This is a genomic window from Methanoculleus frigidifontis (assembly GCF_030464345.1).
GTDB lineage: Archaea > Halobacteriota > Methanomicrobia > Methanomicrobiales > Methanoculleaceae > Methanoculleus_A > Methanoculleus_A frigidifontis.
The window spans coordinates 214,742-231,006 of record NZ_VCYH01000002.1 but is presented as its reverse complement, the minus strand read 5'-3'; the positions used below and the strand labels follow the sequence as shown (position 1 = coordinate 231,006).

Sequence of the window (16,265 nt, the reverse complement as noted above, 5' to 3'; positions counted from 1 at the left end):
TTCACCCGGATCCGGTCGGTTCACGGTTCTGAACCGGGCACGTGGGCAGCGGAGCGCAGAAAACCGCGAATACTAGTGTGTGCATTACATCCATGAAGTAAAAAGAGTTTTCGAAAACGTAGCACAACTACATCTGCCGGATGGCCTCCACCGGATTGAGCCGGGCTGCTTTCAGCGCCGGGTAGATGCCGGCGAGCAGGGAGAGGAGGACGGCTATCAGCATCCCGGCAGCCAGGATCTGCGGCGTGATCAGCGTTATGTCCGCTTCCGCGAATCCGGCGAAGTTCGCACCGAGCCGATCGAGGATCAGGCTTCTTCCGACTGTGTTGATGATCGCAGCAAACCCGATCCCCATCAGGTCGCCGATGAGCCCCCCGATGATGCCGATGTAGAGGCATTCGAGCAGGATCAGCCCGACAACGTCGCTCTGCGATGCGCCGACGGCCATGGTGATCCCGATCTCCCGCATCCGCTCGAAGACCGAGATGATCATGGTGTTCACGATCATAAGGGCGCCGACGACCAGCGAGATGCCGGTGAAGGAGGAGAGGACGAGGATGACGACGTCCATGAGGTTGTTCACCGATTCTATCTCCTCGAACGCCCCGTTTGCGTTCAGGCCGAGCCCCTCGATCCCCTCGACGACGGAGAAGACGTTCTCGGGGCTGTCCACCCGGACGTAGACCGCGTCGTAGGTGTCCCGCTCGCCCGCAAGCGCCGTAACGGTCGCGGCATCCATGAGGACGGCGGTATCGAGCGCATCGTCCCGCTCCTGCAGGATACCGACCGCCGCAAGGTCGCCCTCGCGGTCCTCCGGCAGTCCCGACTCGCCGTACTCCCGTACCAGCACGCCGAAGGTATCGCCCGGCCTGATACCCTCGTAGCGCAGGAGCTGGTCGGCGAGGTCGCGCCCGATGACCGCGTCGGCGCTCCCGGCACGGTATCCTCTGCCCTGGTGCAGAACCGGATCGAAGACCGCGACCATCTCGTCCCACCTGCCGCCGACGACCCCGAGATAGGTCTGCTGCCGCGTGGCGAAGGCAGCCTTCACCACCGGTGCCGAAGCCTGCACGTGCGGCAGCGAGGCTATCGAGGCCGTCTTCGATGCCGTGATGGGGACGATCGTCCCCCCGTGGAGGCCGGCGGTCACTTCGATCAGCGCCAGGTCAGACTGCTCCTCGATCATCGCTACGGACTGGCAGCGGATACCTTCGCCGAGCGAGACGATGCCGACGACGGCGGCGACCCCGATGGCGATCCCGAGCGCGGTGAGCAGCAGGCGTGCCCGTTTCCGCAGCGCCTGCCGGCCGGCGATCCGTGCATACTCAAGCCATTTCGCCATCATGCCACCACCCGCCCGTCGACCATCCCGATCGTCCGGTCGAAGAGCGACTCGCATTCCCGGTCGTGCGTCACGACGACGAACGTCGTCTGCCGGTCGCGGTTCAGCTCGCGGAGCAGCTCGAGGATATCGGTGCTGGTCTTCGAGTCCAGGTTTCCGGTCGGTTCGTCTGCGAGGACGATGAGCGGGTCGTGGACGAGCGCACGGGCGATGGCGACGCGCTGCTGTTCGCCGCCGGAGAGCTCGGCCGGGTAATGCGAAGCGCGTTCGGGAAGGCCGACCCGTTCGAGGAGCGCCCGTGCCCGCTCCGTCCGCTCGCCCCTCTCCCGGTAGTTGAAGAGGAGCGGGTACTCCACGTTCTCCTCGGCCGTCAGGTTCGGGATGAGGTTGAACTGCTGGAAGACAAACCCTATGGCCGTCCGCCGCAGGTGCACGAGGGCGCTTCGGTCGGTGTAGTCGACCTGCCGGCCGCCGATGGCAACGCTGCCGGAGGTCGGCGCATCAAGGCAGCCGAGGATATTCATCAGCGTGCTCTTGCCGCTGCCGCTGCGGCCGACGATCGCGGCGAACTCCCCTCTCCGGATCTCGATCGAGACATCGTCGAGCGCCGTCACCGTTGTACCGTAGCGTTTCGTGAGCCGCTCTGTTGCAACGATCGCGGTCATGCCTGTTCCTCCCCAAGATCGATCCAGAGGAACGCGTTCGTCAGCAGGAGGTAGTCGCCGTTATCGCGGACGGTGACGATGTTCTCCCGCGACCGGAGGTAGGGGGCAATATCCCGGGTGTCGGTGCCGACCTGGGTCTGTTCGGTGGCGTCGAACGCATCGGTCCATTCTCTCCCGTTGTATCCCGGGAAGAGGGCTTCCAGGATGACTTCGATGAAGGCGGGGAGGCGGTCGCCGGTGTTGCGGTTGACCGTGACGGCGTTCTTCTGCGGCACGTCCGTCCGGGTGTATCCGCCGGAGGGGGCGACGAGCTGCAGGGTCGCCGAACGGACGGCACTCGTATCGACTGCGCCCGCAAACTCGATCCTGTTCGTGGCCATCTCGGGCTGCACGCCGTAGCTGCTGTAGAGCATGTCGCACCCCTCTTTCACCCAGAGCATCCCCTGGGGGGAGGAGGGGCTCTCGTAGACTATCAGGAGCCCCACTCCCTGCACGACGAACGAGGTGTTGTCGTCCGCCGCGTTCGCGACCGTCACGGTTGCAGGGTTTTTTGCGACGGCGGCGGCAGGGAGCGGGTAGACGTCCATCCCGGAGAAGAAGTCGTTCGAACTGACGAAGCCTTTGCTGTCGACGTACCGCTGCGAACGGTTGAGTTCCTGCCGTCCCACTCCCGGGAGTGCGACCTGCATGGCAGGATAGACGGCCTGCTGCCCGACCCTGCTCCATGCCCAGTAGACGTACGCCCGGGCGTCGGTGATGCGGGCGTCGGCGGGGAGCGTCTGCTCGAATGCGACGGTGTAGGTGTCGCCGGGTTCGAGCGTTCCGCTGTAGGTGCTGTTCCCGAGGGTGAAGGCGTAGCCGCCGCCGATCTCGTCGGCCATGACGGTGGTCAGGGGTTTGTCGCCCGCATAGGATGCCGATGCCGGCGCTGCCAGCGCGATGAGGAGAGCGATACCAAGGACGGTGAAGCTACGGGAAGCCATACGAACCCTCGGCGATGTTGTTCTCCGTCGTCTGCTCTCTGACCGCACCGGTCTCGTCCAGAACAACCCGCACCCGGTGCGTACCCGGGGTGGTGTAGAGTGGGATTGTGACCGTTGTGCTGCTCCCCGCCGCGACGCCAAAGTCCACCGGTTTGTATGCCGCTTTTTCACCGTCGAGATAGACCGTGACCGGGAAGGAAGGGGCATCGCTTCCGCCGCTGTTCTCGATATGGACCGGGAGCAGGTATTCGGCGTAGCCGCCGGCGCCTGCCGATGTGCCGCCGGTGCAGAGGCATCCCGTCAGCAGTGCGGCGATGAGGAGACAGGGAAGAAGCCCGAGGCTGCCCGGCGGACGGGAGCGGCGGAGGTAGGCGATCGCGCCGAGACCGGCGATCAGCGGCACGAGAGAGAGCGGGGACTCCGGCGGTTCTGCCGCCCCGGCACCGGCGCGGTAGGGTGTCCCGATCGTGACGGCAAGGTCGGGCAGCGAGCCTATCGTCAGGTCGACGGATGCCCGGCTGCCTGCCTCCGCTATCGCCGCGGTGAGGGTGAACGCTCCGCCGGACGCCGGCCAGGTGACTGTTGCCTCGGCGTTGCCGGCCGGGTCGGGCGTGACCGTATCCTCGCCGATACGGTTGCCGTTCAGATCAAACGTGACGGTGACCGGCGTTGCCGGGGGCGAGCCGTAGTTTTTGATCTCGGCGACCGCCGTCGCCGTCTCCCCGGCATAGGCGTTTTCGGTGCGGATGCGTTCGACGACGAGGTCCGGAAGCGGATCGGTGCCGGACCGCTCCAGGGTCAGCACGGCGAGGCAGGGGTGGATGTAGTCCTCGCCTTCGATCGCCGTTCCCGACGATGTTATGGTGCCGTCGCCGTTCTGGTCTCTCCCCCGCTCAAAGAGGACGGTGTTGGTGCGTTCGAGAAGGGCGGTGACATCGAACCGCTCGGCATCGACGTACCGCGATTCGATTCCGCCGCCGCCGTCGGCATCAAACGAGCGCTCGTTGCCGATATCTGCCGTGCATGAGGGCGAGCCGAGGTCGCGGCCGTTCATGGCAAGGTAGTCGGGCTGGCCCCGGTTCGAAGCGAGGAGGACGATCATGAGTTCGGCGGCCGTCATGCCGGAGCGGTCGGCGTGTCCGAACGAGACCGATGCGGTGTCCTTCCGGGTGGGGTTGCTTCCCGCCCATCCCTCGCCGTGCAGGTTCTCGTTCCCTTCGGCGATCCAGTACTGCGTGACCGTTCCGCCGGCTTTCTCGACGACGGCGACCACGCAGACGGCATAGACGCGGCCGTCCAGACGGTTCCCCGCCTCTCCGCGGCTTGTGGTGACGGTGACGGTATTTTGGCCCTCCCGGAGGTTTCCGGCCGGGTCGGCGGCGATCCAGTAGATCCCGTGGCTGGAGACAGAGATGTCCGGGCTCGTGTCGCGGGTGCCGGAGAGGGCGAACCGGGTAGGTCCGGCGTCGTTCACGGTTATATCTGCCCATCCGGTGTAGTCTTCGGTGCCGCCCCATACCCCTGCGTACACCCGTGCATAGACCGGCACTGCCGGAAGATCGAAGGTGCATTCCATCGGCGGCTCTGCAAGGCCGTAGGTGCCGAAGGTGAGTACTTCTCCCGGAACGGCTCCCTGAGCGGAGAGTGTCAGCGGTATTCCCTCAAACTCGTACAGTGCCGAAGCCGCAGGCGTGCAGCAGAGAAGGAGAAACGCGGAGAGACACAGCAGGCTGATGATGCGACGGCTCTTCATACTTGATTGCGTATATTCATCCGGTGGTATTATTATTTTCGAAAAATGCTGCGATTTATCAGACTCTCTCTGTACTTTCCGTGCGAGTCCATCTCTGTGCCGGACTATCGGGACTCCCACAGATCTATCTGCGGATCGCTGTCCCCGGGAAAGGGGGCCTGATCACGCCGTGCCTCCGAGTTTTATCCGCGATGGCTACCGCCTTTCCGGCCTTCTTCCCGGTTCCATTGCGGTGCATTCGATGCGATTGTTGTTACATACTGCAATATTTCAATTATTAGGTAATACTTTTATACAATAAAGTAACACTATTGTGTGAGGGGTGACCCTCAGAGTGTCCCGGATAGCGGGTTTCATATCGCCTCATACCGTATCCGAATGCCGGTGTTCCGTTGCACGTCCTTCCTTTCCAGACCCCTTCTTTTTATGCTCTCCCTCGGAGGTACGCAGTAAGTAGGAGACCGTTTTTGGTCAAGCAATACTTAAATACCAGCAATTCCGGCCGGATCCGCCGGAAAAAGCACCCTCACAGAAGCCCTCAGACGGCCGATCTCGGGGCGACCCATACCAAACATCCTTCGAAAATTACTCTCGCTCATATGATCGATATGGCCTTCCGATCCTGCCGTTTCCCGACAATCGGAGCGATATAAGCCGGTTAATTCCAATGCCGGAATCTGGCATCTGAAACCTTCGCTAAAATCGAAAAAGAACGCCAAATTGCCCTTCTTTCAGGACAGAAAGAGAGGGATATTCCCTCCCTCACGCCAGGGTCGGCACGCTGTCCGCCCAGGTCCCGACCGTGGTGCGGATGGTGTCGCTCTGGTAGCTCGTGATCCGAACGCATCACGGGAGAACGTGACGTAGGAGATCTCCCCGGACGGGTCGTGGCACTTGAGCTGGCACGAGTAGGTGTCGTGCGGAGCGTCGCGGACGGCGTCGCCGCCCATCGCGGCCTCGAGTGCTGCGTTGCCCATCAGCTCGGTTGCCGCGGCACCGAACGCGGCGACGCTCGGCGCCCGTGCGGAGATCCGGCCGACGGTCTTCGCGGCCGCGTCCTCGTAGATCACCTTCGCGGTGTAGGACTCACGGTTGCGGCTGATGCCGTCATACGTGACGCCGCCCTCGACGTAGTCCACGCACCCGAAGGGGTTGTCGTTCAGCACCGACGCGACGAGCGCGTCGAAGGTGCTGATGTCGGCGATCGGAGCGGTGAGCTCCCGGACCGCCGTCTTGGTGTTGTTGGTCTCGACAAAGTCTGCCATTGGATTGCTCCTGCCTGCCGAGTCCCGGGATTATGACAGACAATCATAATATATTACTTAAAGTAATAGTAATCTGCCTTTACCGCCTATCCTTTCTCCAATGGAGGAATGCGGTTATGCCGGAGGAGAAGACAACTCGGGAGATGGTCTACGAGATCAGCAGGGACGTGAAGTGGATGTGCAAGACGCTCACGGAGATGAAGGAGCAGGCAGGTGATCACGAGACCCGTCTCCGTGACCTCGAGGGTTGGCGGCACACGAAGATCGGCGAGGAGCAGCGGGTCTCGCGGATCGGTGCCGGTGCCGGCGGGCTGGTCGGCGGGGTCGTGGCGGTGATGGTAAGGGTGATTGGTGGGTGGTGACGCCGGTTCCGGGGCAGGCCGCCGGATATCATCCCGCGAAGTGAGAGCAGGAACAGCGGCACCGACACCGTTCGTGCACTAAAACGAGCAGGAGAGTCTACCATTATATACATCGACGCGATCAGTCCATTTGGTGATACGTATGATCGGAGAGCTGGTTGGAGAAACGACGGGCAGGGTGGTCGAGCAGCGCCTTGTCCGCCACCGTGGAGGAGAACCGAGGATCGAGAGGATCATCGAGTCGAACGGGAAGGTTCTTGGTACCGAGATCACCGTTACCGCAACATTCTGGTCGAAGGAAAGACTCCCGGGCGGCACGTTCCTGAAAGGCGACGGAACCATAATGACCGGGACCGGTGGCGTGGCCATACTGCACGATTCCGGGATCCGCATACCTAAAGACGGATCCGGATGGAGCGTGCGGGGAATCCGGCACCTGCGGACCACGTCGCCGGTTATGAGCCGGCTCAACGATGTGCCGCTGGCCTTTGAGGTCGAGATCGATCCCGACGGAACGGTGCACGACAGAATGTGGGAATGGAAATAATCCCCTCCCCTGAACGATTTTTCCTGCCGTCCCGATGGCGAGCGGACGCGAGATCGAGCATCACAGCCCCGGGCCCGATCAGCGCATCGCCCCCGCGAGGAGTATTCGCTCACCGCGGACGGCGCCGGGCTCTGCAAGGCGATGCTGCTGCCCTGCTCCATAACCGCCCTCAGGAACGCCGCCGCCAGGAGATTGCTCGAGGCGATGCAAGCATGACACCCTCTCGGATAAGGAGAAAGGAGCGGCGTCCGTCATCGGGCAGTGGTTTCTGGTGAGCATCACCCGAGCAGCATTGCCGCGAGGAGGTAAACCCCGATCCCGATGAAGAGCACCCCGACGATCCGCCGCATCCAGAACTCGAACGTCTCCGCCGCCTTCATCGCGCTCCCCACCTTTGTAGCCCCGGTCACCATGATCAGCGAGAACGCGATCACCGGCAGAGCCGTGGCGACGGCAAAGACCGCCGGGACGCCCAGCGGGTCGCCGGTCCGGAGCGCCAGCGGGACGAGCATGGCGAAGAAGAGCACCGCCGAGAACGGGCAGAAGGCCAGCGCGAAGAGCACACCGAGGAGAAAGCTCCCCGCCAAGCCCTGATTGGCGAGCCGCTCCTTGAACGCCGCGAGCCTGCTGCTGCCGCCGAATCCGAAACTGAGCGGGACGAGATCGAGCATCACGATCCCGACCCCGATCAGCAGCGGGCCGACCAGCACCTCGCCCCAGGCCTGCAGGAAGAGCGAGACCGCCTGAACATTCAGCCCGAGCATGACGATCAGTGCCGCAAGCCCGACGTAGACGACCATCCTTCCTGCGCCGTAGAGCGACCCGGCGAGGAGGGTCTGGCCGGGGCTGCCAATCCTGCGGGAGAGATACCCTATCGCGGCGATGTTCGTCGCCAGCGGGCAGGGGGAGAGCGCCATCATCAGCCCGATGAAGAACGCGGCGACGAGAGGAATACTGCTCGTCCCCATCGTCTCCATGAACCCCATCAGGTTCATTGCGTCAGATCACCCCGGAGGCGCATCTCAAGGACCGTCTTCAGGTAGGTCGTAAAACCGGGTTTGTCGTTCAATTTGTACCAGACCCTGACGTCCTCCTCCGGGTAGAACCCGCCCTGGTCGTCGTAGACGCCGATCCAGAGCGACGACCCGGTCGCGCCGTAGCGCTCGACGATCTCCTGCTGCGCCGGGTCGGCGATACTGATATGGTCGAAGACCATCTTCCCGGAGGCGAGTTCGTCGGCGAAGTGCGTGTTCACGGTCTCTTCGGCATAGTCACCGAGCACCACACAGGAGTAACACTGGTTTGGCGTGGTGAAGTGAATGACTTCGACTCTGGCGACGGTGCCGCTGATCGTCTCCGGCGCAGCGGCGGCAGCTGTGGCCTCCCCTTCGGGTGCTGCGACGCATCCGGTAAAGAGCGCCGTGCAGGCGAGGAGCACCGCCAGCATGGCAAACGGCAGGATCTTTCCGCCGGATATGCTGCCGGTACGCCGCCCGGGCGTGCGCCGGGATACGGTAGTGCTTGTTCTTTCTGGTTTCATCAGGGGACACTCCTTGTGCAGGTTGCTATTACAATTTTATTTGAAGTGGTGGCGGCCTATTATGCACGCCGCTATATATACTTTCTCCCGGGAGTCATCCGGCCGGCGATCCACCTGTCATTGAAAAAGAGCGTTTCTCCCCTCTGCAGGACGGTGACGGGTGGGAGAGACGGGGCTTTCACCGCCGTACCGCCTCCAGCACGGCTGCGGCCAGCCGTTCGATCTCCTCGAACCGGGGCTCGGCCATTCCATTCTTTTCGATCCCGCAGTCGGTTGCAACCAGGTGCAGGTGCGGTTCGACCCCGAGCGCCTGCACCTTCTTCCTCCCGCAACAGTCGCTGCAGCCGTCCAGTACCAGGATCCGCTCTGCATGCCGCAGGGCATTCTCCAGCGACGCCGTCGGCCGGGTGGCCGCGATGCAGGCTTCGACCGCCCCGCAGGAGCGGTGGACGAGCGCCGTCCCGGCATGGAAGGTCAGCTTTCCGGTGTTCGAGATCCCGGAGCAGGCGACGACCGTGACTGCCATCGTCAGTCTTCTCCGAACGTCTCGTCGATCCAGCCGGTGATCGCGTCCCGGATGCGCCTGACACCGGCCATGATCTCCTCGTCGGTGCCGGTGAGGGTCGAGGAGTCCGGGAATTCCTGGTGTTTCTCCTCTTTCGCCCAGGGAAAGAAGGGGCAGAGCCCTCCTTCGCAGACGGCGACGAGGACGTCCATCTCCTGCTCGTCGAACTTGGCGAGATCCTTGACGCGGTGGCCGGAGATGTCGATCCCGATCTCTGCCATCGCCCGGACGGCGTAGGGGTTCAGAGTCCCGGGCTCGGTGCCGGCGGAGAACGCCTGGTACCGGTCGCCGTACCGGGCGTTCACGTAGCCCTCCGCCATCTGTGAGCGGGCGGCGTTGTGGGTGCAGACGAAGAGCACTCTCTTTTTCATGAAGATCACCTCTCGTCAGAGCGATGAGCAGGAGCCCTGTTCATCGCCTCCCCGCTGTTTCGTGAGCGCCGCAAATGCGTGCTTGCCCCGGGAATGCGGGAGCGCCTTTTGGTTCAGGTACTCGAGGTGCTCGACGATCTCGGGGAGGTAGTGCGCCGGGAACCCGACGATCGCCTCGCCCGGCCTCATGTCGGTCGCGTCCCGGCACCCGTAGCAGCCGAATCCGTAGTTGAGCCGGTCTTCAACGTAGGGGATGATCGTTGAATCCACGCAGGTCGCCTGCAGGACGGCGGTCGAGCCCGAGACCCGTTCTCCCCTGCGGGCATGCATGTAGGCGAGGACGATCCACATCAGTTTCTCGACCTCGTCCTCCACGACCACGATATCGGGCTCGCTCCCGGCGGCGTCCTGCGGGAAGACGTCGAGCTGGACGATCTCGCCCGGCTCGAAGGTGGTCATCCCGGCGAACATCTGCTGCCCGACCGCTTCTTCTGCGGTGATCCCGAAACCGACCAGGCCCTTCCCCGAGTTCAGCGCCTCAGGGAGCGGCTTGAACCCGAAGGCACGGGCAGCCGCCGGGCACGCGATCGTCTCGGCGGTCACGACGACGTGGTCGCCGCGCCTCCCCCGCATCAGCGCCTGGCAGAACCGGTGCCCCCCGGCGGGCTCGGCCTCTGCGATCTCATCGGCCCGTTTCACGATCCGTACGCCGACAGGCGACCCGGAGAGCTCGAGGAGCTCCTTCATCGTCGATCCCATTTTCTGAATGCCGTCGATAGTTGTCACAGTTATCACGTTATTCCGCTGTGGTATCGATTCCGAGCGCTTTGAGCGCCGCCCGGGCGATCAGCTCCGGTGGGATCGCCTCGTAGCGTTCGCCCCCGTACTCGACCGCACGGCACTCCACGTCGTCCTTGCCGGTGATGCAGGCGCAGGAGGCGCAGGGCGTGCTGGTTACTTCAATCCCCTCGATCAGGTCTTCGAGCGGGACGCCGCCCACGAGGATGCTGTTCGACTCCGCGACCACATCGTCTGGCAGGACGGTCTCGACGAACCGGACCTCTATCCCCTCCTCTTCGAGGATCGGGCGTATCTCTTCAATGACGGCCAGAACCGCCCGTCCGGTCTCGCCGCAGCGCTCGCAGGTGTTCCCGACATCTTTCCCGATATGCCGCCACTCGACGACGAGAGTGTCTGCCGGCTCTGCGCAGTCGCAGCCGCACCCGCAGCCGCCGGCGGGCCGGCAGGTCTTTTCTCTCCCTTTTCCCTCCCAGGCGGCGGAGACGACCGTCTCGACGTCCTCTTCGGTACAATCGAGGCTCCCGCCTTTCTCGATCCCGAGGTCCGTGACCACGATCTCCTGGTCGGGCGTAACCCCGGCCTGCTCTGCGATCTGGCGGGCGCAGCCGACCGGGCAGCCGTCGATGACGATCACCTCGTCCGCCGCCTCGACCTTCTTCGTGATCGAGGGTGTTCCGACGGCGAGCGACGCCGTGCAGGCGATATTCCCGTATCCTTCCTCTGCTAACTGAACGGCAGCCTCGTTTGTGAGTTGTCCGGCCTTCGACGCGCCGGCGCAGGCGAAGATGATCCGTTTCGTTCCGCCTTCCGGCTCCGCGTCGCCTCCGCAGGCGCACCGGGGTACTGTCTGTTCTGCCATGTCACTTCACTCCAAGCAGTATCTGTTTGATGTCCTCGACGCAGGGGACGTGCCCGACGACTTTTGGCTCGCCGTCGACGTAGAGCGCCGGCGTCAGCATGACACCGCGTTCGATCATCGCATCGAGGTCTTCAATCTTCCGTACATCCGCATCGATCCCGAGGTCCTTGACCGCGATCTCGACGTTCTTGTTCATCCGCTTGCATTTGGCGCAACCGGTCCCGAATACTTCAATCAGCACCATGCTCTCTCCCCCTCCGGGGATTGCGGGCCGCACGATCCCGCACCCATCCGGCAGAGACGACCGCGTCGACGTCCCGCCGGTCGATCCCGAGGTAGCCGGTCGACCGGAGATCGAGATCGGCGACGACGATGTACTGGGCGGGCTCGATCCCGAGCAGGTCGAGGACGGCACGGGCGCAGCCGGTCTCGCAGCCGTCGATGACGACGATATCGTCTGCGGCCCGCACCCGTTCTATCTCGGGCACATGCCCGGCTGCGAGAGCAGCGACGCCGACAAGATCGCCGTAACCTTCACGGGCGAGCCGCACCGCGCCGCGGCAGGCGAGTTGTCCGGGATACGACCCACCGCAGCAGGCGACGATGACGCGCCGTTCGCGGGTCACGTCCGTCACCCCTGCAGGATCTCTTTTATCTCTTTGACGTCGGCCACCCGGCCGGAGACCTTGAGGTCGCCGTCGACGGCGAGTGCCGGCGTCAGCATCACGCCCCGCTCCATAATCTCGGTGATGTCGTCGACCTTGACGAGTTCGGCCTCGATGCCGAGGTCCTTGATCGCTGTCTCTACGTTCTTTGTGAGCCGCTTGCACTTGGCGCAGCCGGTTCCGAGTACTTCTACTTTCATTATTTCTTCACCTCGCTGTGATACTCCCGGAGGAGCGCCGCCCGGTAGATTGGTTCGGCCTCCTTCGGGACGTAGTTGTAGATCTTTACCTGTCTGATCAGTTCATCGCCGATAGCGGTTTCCCCGGCGAGACCGAGATCGATGACGTCGGCCAGGATGTCGTCGAGCATCGCCAGCCCGACGACGACCTCCCCGACCTCGATCCGGCGGATCCGCCGCAGCGCCTCGGCGGCGCAACAGGGTTTCTCCCGTTTCTTCGTCGTCTCCATTGGTTCTCTCCTAGATCAGCAGCATACCGTTCCCGTACACGAACCCGGCGAAGGTCGCGAAGACGACCACCAGCGCCACGTAGGCTGCGGTCTTCGCCGCCCCGACGATCCGGTAGATGACGAGGACGGAGGGGAGGCTGACCGTCGGGCCTGCCAGCAGGAGGGCGAGCGCCGGGCCCGGGGCCATGAGCCCCGCCGAGTAGCCGAAGGTCGTTCCGATGATCGGGACCTCGAGGAGCGTCGGCATGTAAAGGATCATACCGACGATCGAGGCCAGAGCACAGGCGACAACGGAGTTGTTCCCGAAGAACGGCTGGAAGGTCTCGGGTGGGAGGAAGAAGGCGATGATCCCGACGATGAACGTCCCTCCGATCAGGATCGGGAAGATCTTCTTCGTGAGATCCCAGGTCTCGAGCCCCCAGTCGGTCACCTCGTCCCTATCGAAGTAGTAGATGAGGAGGACGGCGATCGCCAGCGTCAGAACGTAGACGATGCCGATCCGGATTGCCCAGTCGAGCTGCGACGCCCCGAAGACCAGCACCCCGACGAGGAGGGCGAAGAACGCGGGCGTGACCCAGCGCGGTTTCTCCTCCTCGCAGGCCCCGGCGACGCTCGGCGCCATCTCCCTCTTCTTGAGCGTCTCGACGTCCGTCGACCGGAAGATCAGCGCCATCCCAAGCCCGATGACGATCGCGAGCAGGACCGCAGAGACCGCCCGGGCGGCGCCGAGGTCGAAGCCGAGCACCCGTGCGGTGTAGATGATCGCGAGGACGTTGATCGCCGGGCCCGCGAAGAGGAAGGTCGTCGCCGGGCCGATGCCGCTCCCCTTCTTGAGGATGCCCGCGTAGATCGGGAGGATGGTGCAGCTGCAGACCGCGAGGATCGTCCCGGAGACCGAGGCGATCCCGTAGGAGATGTGTTTCGGCGTGTCCGGGCTGAAGTACTTCAGGATTGCATCTTTCTTGACGAAAGCGGCAATGGCGCCGGCGATGAAGAACGCCGGCACCAGGCAGGTGAGGACGTGTGCCGAGAGGTAGTCGAGCACTGCCGCGAGCCCGGACGCAAGAGCGCCGGTGAGTAGGTCAATCATGGTCTGTTCCTTTTGTTACTGTATGGTGTTCTCTCAACGTCTGTTCAATCTGCAGTTCAGATGACGGCGAGCGCCTGGAAAGCCACCCCGGCGAGGACGGCGACTCCGAGGATGACCGCCACGAAGGCGGCGACCAGGCGCCGCTCGAAGATAGCGGCAAGCAGCGTCACTTCCGGGATGCTCGCGCCCGCACCGCCGATTCCCATCCCCTTCTCGAGGAGGACGGCGCTGATCGGGATGATCGTCTCGGCCCGGATGTACATCGGCACGCCGATGACCGCCGCGACCGGGATGGCGAAGGGATTACCAGGCCCCGCGACCGCGACGATCAGGCCTTCGGGGACGAACCCGTAGATGAACGCCCCGATCCCGGCGCCGAGCAGCAGGTAGGGGAGCACCTGCCGGAACAGGGAGACGGCGAAGGAGAACGCGCCGCGGATCCGCGTCCCGTGGCCGGCGGTGCAGTCGCACGGTTCCGGCCGTCCGGCGACCGTGACGTCCTTGACGTACCGCCCATATCCCATCCTGCCGAGGAGCGCCCCGACCACTACCGCCGCTACAAAGGTGATCCCCGCATAAACAGCGGTCGGGACGATGCCGACCAGTGCCACGAGGAGCGAGAGGATCACCGGGTTTAAGAGCGGGGATGCGAGCAGGAACGACATGCAGACCCCGAACGGGACTCCGGCGTCTAAGAGGCCGAGGAGGATCGGGATGGTCGAGCAGGAGCAGAACGGGGTGAGAGCGCCGAATCCGGCCCCGAGCACGTTGCCGGCGCCCGGCCGTTTTCCTGAAAGCACGCTCCGGATCCGCTCCTCCGGCACGTAGGCGTGGAGGAGCCCGACGAGAAAGGTGATCGCGACAAAGAGCAGGATCAGTTCCCCGGCGATGACGACGAAGAACTGCCCGGCGGTGAGAAGACTTGCGACGATATCCATGACAGTCACTCACCGGTCCCGCTTCTCTTCGTGCGGTTCGGCTTCGGCCGGCGGCATGCAGTGGCAGCCGTACTCCATCATGGCCGCCATACGTCTCCGCATCAGGACGATCATTCCGATGACGAAGGCGATCGCGACGATGACGACCGCCAGCAGCACCCACAGGATATCCGCTCCGATCTCTATCGTCAGTCCGGGGTCGGCCATCCGTTACTCCTCCGTCCGGGCTGCATCCTTCCGGAAGAAGAGGTTGCAGTGGCATCTGCCCTCGGCCTCGATCTCCTCCCGGTGGTAAGCGCAGGGACAGGCGATCTGTGCGTCCTCTTCCGCCACTCCCTTCCGGATGCGGCAGGGGCAGTAGCGCACCCCGTAACGGATCTGGTTCCGGGCGAGCCCCTGGAGGACGGCGTTTCGCACTCGTTCGTCCGGGTTGAGAATAAGGTCGTTCTCACGGGCGTACTGCTCCGCCCAGGCACGGATCTCTTCGACCAGTTCGTCTTCGGTCAGGGACGTCGGTTTGTCTACCATTGTCCGCTTCCGGTCACTCCTTCTTCTCGTCCGTCTTCTTCGGCACGATCTTCACGTTGCAGCAGCAGCCGCAGTCGTTCTCCGGCGTGAAGAGTTTTTTGATCTTTCCGGCGATGCCCTCTTTTTGGTTTTTGCTGGTGCCGTCTGCCATAGGGGTACACTCCATCACGATGAGGTTCTGACAATTTCAAATCCGTTTGAAACCATGTGGGTTATAGTGTCACATAAATGTTCTGGTTTCAAAAAGAGTTGAAGTAGCGATCACTCGGTGAGCTTGCGGTAGAGCCCGATCAGGTTCGTTCGGTAGATCTCCCGGATAGCTTCTTCTCCGGCTGCGATCGGTCTGACCGGGACGAGATCCGTCACGATGTCGGGCGCCAAACCCGGGCTCTGCATCGTCCGGAGCGCCCCCTCAACCATGGCAGCGAGCCCTTCCCCCGCCTCGGCGCCGGAAAGACCGAACGACCGGGCGAGGTCGAGGAGTTCGTACCACTGGAACCAGAAGTAGGTTGGCCCCATGGCAGTCAGGATGGCGTAGGCCTCGAGTTTCTCTTCGGCGACCTCCGGCATTCTGCCGAGCACGCCGAAGACCCGTTCAAACTGCTGTTTCTGCTCGTCGGTCACCCCTGCGGAGAACGCGACCGGGTTGTAGCCCTCGCCGACGGCCGCCGGTGCGTTCGGGTTCATCCGGGCGATCGCCGGCCTTCCGCCGAGCCCCTCTGCAAGCCCGGCGATCTTCCACTTCGGTGCGAGCGAGACGAGAAGCGCCTCCTCCTGCAGGGCCTGGGCGATCGCCTGCAGCACCGCTCCGACGGCGGGCGGGTGCAGGCCGAGCACCACGATATCCGCCGATGCCGGGCAGGTGTTGTCGTTGCCGGCGGCCTCGATCGACGGGAACTGTTCCGTGAGCGCGGCGAGCGCCGCAGGGCTGGCATCGCTGACGATGACCCGCTCCGGCATCGCTTTGCCTATCTCCCATCCTGACAGGATGATCCGGGCAACCCTGCCGCCGCCGATGAAACCGACGCTTGGTGTGTCCATGTTTTTTCTCCTCTGCTATCGAACGGGTAGCCGGTATCGTATGGTGGCAGCGAAAGGTTATAGGCATTTACATTTCATATTATTTTGAAACACGGCGTGTGAAATTCGGATGACGAAAGACGAACGGTATCAGGATGCGTCCCTTCCCCTCCCTCCCGGGGTCGAGGAGTCACTCTGCCGGTGCGGCGGGATTGCGGGGCTGGTAGAGCAGCTGCCGGACGATACGATATTCGAGCAGGACTGTGGCCTTTACCGTGTGCTCGCCGACCCGCTGCGGCTGAAGATCCTCGCCATGCTCGCGGTTCAGCCGCTCTGCGTCTGTGTGATCAAGACGGTGCTCGATATTGCAGACTCGAAGCTCTCCTACCACCTCTCGGTCCTGAAGAAGGCCGGGCTGATCGCCGGCGATCAGCAGGGGAACTGGATCATCTACAGCCTGACGGAGCTCGGCAGCGAATGGGTTTCCGGGCACGGAAAGTGA

The 16,265-nt window shown here is 63.5% G+C and carries 24 protein-coding genes; 3 read left to right on the top strand and 21 right to left on the bottom strand.

The window, feature by feature from the left end; genetic code table 11:
- Nucleotides 1–127: 127 nt before the first annotated feature.
- The 5 genes from FGU65_RS04100 to FGU65_RS04080 form a co-directional block, all read right to left on the bottom strand.
- Nucleotides 128–1,345 (bottom strand): ABC transporter permease, encoded by a 1,218-nt coding sequence (locus tag FGU65_RS04100; RefSeq protein WP_301663141.1) that lies wholly within the window; start codon nucleotides 1,343–1,345, stop codon nucleotides 128–130.
- A complete protein-coding gene (locus FGU65_RS04095; RefSeq protein ID WP_301663140.1) occupies nucleotides 1,342–2,007 on the bottom strand; it encodes an ABC transporter ATP-binding protein in 666 nt (221 codons plus the stop codon). Before FGU65_RS04095 ends, FGU65_RS04100 begins: the two co-directional genes overlap by 4 nt.
- Complete coding sequence (locus FGU65_RS04090; RefSeq protein ID WP_301663139.1) at nucleotides 2,004–2,990, bottom strand: DUF3344 domain-containing protein; 987 nt, start codon at nucleotides 2,988–2,990, stop codon at nucleotides 2,004–2,006. The genes FGU65_RS04095 and FGU65_RS04090 overlap by 4 nt, the downstream gene beginning before the upstream one ends.
- Nucleotides 2,977–4,743, bottom strand: a complete 1,767-nt coding sequence (locus FGU65_RS04085) for a DUF3344 domain-containing protein (RefSeq protein ID WP_301663138.1) — start codon at nucleotides 4,741–4,743, stop codon at nucleotides 2,977–2,979. The genes FGU65_RS04090 and FGU65_RS04085 overlap by 14 nt, the downstream gene beginning before the upstream one ends.
- Before the next feature lie 731 nt (nucleotides 4,744–5,474).
- Nucleotides 5,475–6,008 carry a hypothetical protein gene (locus FGU65_RS04080; protein ID WP_367652353.1) on the bottom strand — a complete coding sequence of 178 codons (534 nt, stop codon included), beginning with the start codon at nucleotides 6,006–6,008 and terminating at the stop codon, nucleotides 5,475–5,477.
- Between the two features lie 116 nt (nucleotides 6,009–6,124).
- Here FGU65_RS04080 and FGU65_RS04075 point away from each other — a divergent pair, with 116 nt between their 5' ends.
- Nucleotides 6,125–6,370, top strand: a complete 246-nt coding sequence (locus FGU65_RS04075; RefSeq protein ID WP_301663137.1) for a hypothetical protein — start codon at nucleotides 6,125–6,127, stop codon at nucleotides 6,368–6,370.
- A gap of 142 nt (nucleotides 6,371–6,512) precedes the next feature.
- On the top strand, nucleotides 6,513–6,917 hold the full coding sequence (locus FGU65_RS04070) for a hypothetical protein (RefSeq protein WP_301663136.1): 405 nt from the start codon (nucleotides 6,513–6,515) through the stop codon (nucleotides 6,915–6,917).
- A gap of 278 nt (nucleotides 6,918–7,195) precedes the next feature.
- Here the strand turns inward: FGU65_RS04070 and FGU65_RS04065 are convergent, their stop codons facing one another.
- From FGU65_RS04065 to FGU65_RS03990, 16 genes are all read right to left on the bottom strand, one after another.
- Nucleotides 7,196–7,912 carry an aromatic aminobenezylarsenical efflux permease ArsG family transporter gene (locus tag FGU65_RS04065; protein ID WP_301663135.1) on the bottom strand — a complete coding sequence of 239 codons (717 nt, stop codon included), beginning with the start codon at nucleotides 7,910–7,912 and terminating at the stop codon, nucleotides 7,196–7,198.
- Complete coding sequence (locus FGU65_RS04060) at nucleotides 7,909–8,457, bottom strand: nitrophenyl compound nitroreductase subunit ArsF family protein (RefSeq protein ID WP_301663134.1); 549 nt, start codon at nucleotides 8,455–8,457, stop codon at nucleotides 7,909–7,911. Before FGU65_RS04060 ends, FGU65_RS04065 begins: the two co-directional genes overlap by 4 nt.
- A 178-nt stretch (nucleotides 8,458–8,635) precedes the next feature.
- Entirely contained in the window at nucleotides 8,636–8,983 is a 348-nt protein-coding gene (locus FGU65_RS04055) for a putative zinc-binding protein (RefSeq protein ID WP_301663133.1), read from the bottom strand.
- A gap of 2 nt (nucleotides 8,984–8,985) precedes the next feature.
- A complete protein-coding gene (locus FGU65_RS04050) occupies nucleotides 8,986–9,393 on the bottom strand; it encodes an arsenate reductase ArsC (protein WP_301663132.1) in 408 nt (135 codons plus the stop codon).
- A gap of 15 nt (nucleotides 9,394–9,408) precedes the next feature.
- Entirely contained in the window at nucleotides 9,409–10,179 is a 771-nt protein-coding gene (locus FGU65_RS04045) for a DUF169 domain-containing protein (protein WP_301663131.1), read from the bottom strand.
- Between the two features lie 10 nt (nucleotides 10,180–10,189).
- Complete coding sequence (locus FGU65_RS04040; RefSeq protein ID WP_301663130.1) at nucleotides 10,190–11,053, bottom strand: putative zinc-binding protein; 864 nt, start codon at nucleotides 11,051–11,053, stop codon at nucleotides 10,190–10,192.
- A 1-nt stretch (nucleotide 11,054) separates the two neighbouring features.
- On the bottom strand, nucleotides 11,055–11,297 hold the full coding sequence (locus tag FGU65_RS04035; RefSeq protein ID WP_301663129.1) for a thioredoxin family protein: 243 nt from the start codon (nucleotides 11,295–11,297) through the stop codon (nucleotides 11,055–11,057).
- Nucleotides 11,284–11,679, bottom strand: coding sequence for a putative zinc-binding protein (locus tag FGU65_RS04030; RefSeq protein WP_301663128.1), 396 nt, complete (start codon nucleotides 11,677–11,679; stop codon nucleotides 11,284–11,286). Before FGU65_RS04030 ends, FGU65_RS04035 begins: the two co-directional genes overlap by 14 nt.
- 5 nt (nucleotides 11,680–11,684) lie before the next feature.
- The gene (locus FGU65_RS04025; RefSeq protein WP_301663127.1) at nucleotides 11,685–11,918 is read right to left on the bottom strand and encodes a thioredoxin family protein; all 234 of its coding nucleotides are present in this window, start codon (nucleotides 11,916–11,918) and stop codon (nucleotides 11,685–11,687) included.
- Nucleotides 11,918–12,187, bottom strand: a complete 270-nt coding sequence (locus FGU65_RS04020) for a hypothetical protein (RefSeq protein ID WP_301663126.1) — start codon at nucleotides 12,185–12,187, stop codon at nucleotides 11,918–11,920. The genes FGU65_RS04025 and FGU65_RS04020 overlap by 1 nt, the downstream gene beginning before the upstream one ends.
- Nucleotides 12,188–12,197: 10 nt before the next feature.
- Nucleotides 12,198–13,277 carry a permease gene (locus FGU65_RS04015; RefSeq protein ID WP_301663125.1) on the bottom strand — a complete coding sequence of 360 codons (1,080 nt, stop codon included), beginning with the start codon at nucleotides 13,275–13,277 and terminating at the stop codon, nucleotides 12,198–12,200.
- 56 nt (nucleotides 13,278–13,333) lie between these two features.
- On the bottom strand, nucleotides 13,334–14,215 hold the full coding sequence (locus FGU65_RS04010) for a permease (RefSeq protein ID WP_301663124.1): 882 nt from the start codon (nucleotides 14,213–14,215) through the stop codon (nucleotides 13,334–13,336).
- A gap of 9 nt (nucleotides 14,216–14,224) precedes the next feature.
- Nucleotides 14,225–14,422, bottom strand: coding sequence for a hypothetical protein (locus FGU65_RS04005; RefSeq protein ID WP_301663123.1), 198 nt, complete (start codon nucleotides 14,420–14,422; stop codon nucleotides 14,225–14,227).
- 3 nt (nucleotides 14,423–14,425) lie between these two features.
- Nucleotides 14,426–14,743: a ferredoxin-thioredoxin reductase catalytic domain-containing protein gene (locus tag FGU65_RS04000; RefSeq protein ID WP_301663122.1), complete on the bottom strand. Its 318-nt coding sequence runs from the start codon at nucleotides 14,741–14,743 to the stop codon at nucleotides 14,426–14,428.
- Nucleotides 14,744–14,756: 13 nt separating this feature from the next.
- Nucleotides 14,757–14,894 (bottom strand): hypothetical protein, encoded by a 138-nt coding sequence (locus tag FGU65_RS03995; protein ID WP_301663121.1) that lies wholly within the window; start codon nucleotides 14,892–14,894, stop codon nucleotides 14,757–14,759.
- 110 nt (nucleotides 14,895–15,004) lie between these two features.
- Complete coding sequence (locus FGU65_RS03990; RefSeq protein WP_301663120.1) at nucleotides 15,005–15,784, bottom strand: pyrroline-5-carboxylate reductase family protein; 780 nt, start codon at nucleotides 15,782–15,784, stop codon at nucleotides 15,005–15,007.
- Between the two features lie 109 nt (nucleotides 15,785–15,893).
- On the opposite strand from FGU65_RS03990, the gene FGU65_RS03985 reads away from it, so the two are divergent.
- A complete protein-coding gene (locus FGU65_RS03985) occupies nucleotides 15,894–16,265 on the top strand; it encodes an ArsR/SmtB family transcription factor (protein WP_301663119.1) in 372 nt (123 codons plus the stop codon).

What these genes read in the sequence shown, in the direction of transcription:
- FGU65_RS04090 (WP_301663139.1), bottom strand. Translation starts at nt 2,990, where the DNA reads ATGGCTTCCCGTAGCTTCACCGTCCTTGGTATCGCTCTCCTCATCGCG.
- FGU65_RS04000 (WP_301663122.1), bottom strand. Translation starts at nt 14,743, where the DNA reads ATGGTAGACAAACCGACGTCCCTGACCGAAGACGAACTGGTCGAAGAG.
- FGU65_RS04080 (WP_367652353.1), bottom strand. Translation starts at nt 6,008, where the DNA reads ATGGCAGACTTTGTCGAGACCAACAACACCAAGACGGCGGTCCGGGAG.
- FGU65_RS04060 (WP_301663134.1), bottom strand. Translation starts at nt 8,457, where the DNA reads ATGAAACCAGAAAGAACAAGCACTACCGTATCCCGGCGCACGCCCGGG.
- FGU65_RS03990 (WP_301663120.1), bottom strand. Translation starts at nt 15,784, where the DNA reads ATGGACACACCAAGCGTCGGTTTCATCGGCGGCGGCAGGGTTGCCCGG.
- FGU65_RS03995 (WP_301663121.1), bottom strand. Translation starts at nt 14,894, where the DNA reads ATGGCAGACGGCACCAGCAAAAACCAAAAAGAGGGCATCGCCGGAAAG.
- FGU65_RS04005 (WP_301663123.1), bottom strand. Translation starts at nt 14,422, where the DNA reads ATGGCCGACCCCGGACTGACGATAGAGATCGGAGCGGATATCCTGTGG.
- FGU65_RS04010 (WP_301663124.1), bottom strand. Translation starts at nt 14,215, where the DNA reads ATGGATATCGTCGCAAGTCTTCTCACCGCCGGGCAGTTCTTCGTCGTC.
- FGU65_RS03985 (WP_301663119.1), top strand. Translation starts at nt 15,894, where the DNA reads ATGACGAAAGACGAACGGTATCAGGATGCGTCCCTTCCCCTCCCTCCC.
- FGU65_RS04095 (WP_301663140.1), bottom strand. Translation starts at nt 2,007, where the DNA reads ATGACCGCGATCGTTGCAACAGAGCGGCTCACGAAACGCTACGGTACA.
- FGU65_RS04100 (WP_301663141.1), bottom strand. Translation starts at nt 1,345, where the DNA reads ATGATGGCGAAATGGCTTGAGTATGCACGGATCGCCGGCCGGCAGGCG.
- FGU65_RS04035 (WP_301663129.1), bottom strand. Translation starts at nt 11,297, where the DNA reads ATGGTGCTGATTGAAGTATTCGGGACCGGTTGCGCCAAATGCAAGCGG.
- FGU65_RS04055 (WP_301663133.1), bottom strand. Translation starts at nt 8,983, where the DNA reads ATGGCAGTCACGGTCGTCGCCTGCTCCGGGATCTCGAACACCGGAAAG.
- FGU65_RS04040 (WP_301663130.1), bottom strand. Translation starts at nt 11,053, where the DNA reads ATGGCAGAACAGACAGTACCCCGGTGCGCCTGCGGAGGCGACGCGGAG.
- FGU65_RS04065 (WP_301663135.1), bottom strand. Translation starts at nt 7,912, where the DNA reads ATGAACCTGATGGGGTTCATGGAGACGATGGGGACGAGCAGTATTCCT.
- FGU65_RS04015 (WP_301663125.1), bottom strand. Translation starts at nt 13,277, where the DNA reads ATGATTGACCTACTCACCGGCGCTCTTGCGTCCGGGCTCGCGGCAGTG.
- FGU65_RS04085 (WP_301663138.1), bottom strand. Translation starts at nt 4,743, where the DNA reads ATGAAGAGCCGTCGCATCATCAGCCTGCTGTGTCTCTCCGCGTTTCTC.
- FGU65_RS04025 (WP_301663127.1), bottom strand. Translation starts at nt 11,918, where the DNA reads ATGAAAGTAGAAGTACTCGGAACCGGCTGCGCCAAGTGCAAGCGGCTC.
- FGU65_RS04020 (WP_301663126.1), bottom strand. Translation starts at nt 12,187, where the DNA reads ATGGAGACGACGAAGAAACGGGAGAAACCCTGTTGCGCCGCCGAGGCG.
- FGU65_RS04050 (WP_301663132.1), bottom strand. Translation starts at nt 9,393, where the DNA reads ATGAAAAAGAGAGTGCTCTTCGTCTGCACCCACAACGCCGCCCGCTCA.
- FGU65_RS04070 (WP_301663136.1), top strand. Translation starts at nt 6,513, where the DNA reads ATGATCGGAGAGCTGGTTGGAGAAACGACGGGCAGGGTGGTCGAGCAG.
- FGU65_RS04075 (WP_301663137.1), top strand. Translation starts at nt 6,125, where the DNA reads ATGCCGGAGGAGAAGACAACTCGGGAGATGGTCTACGAGATCAGCAGG.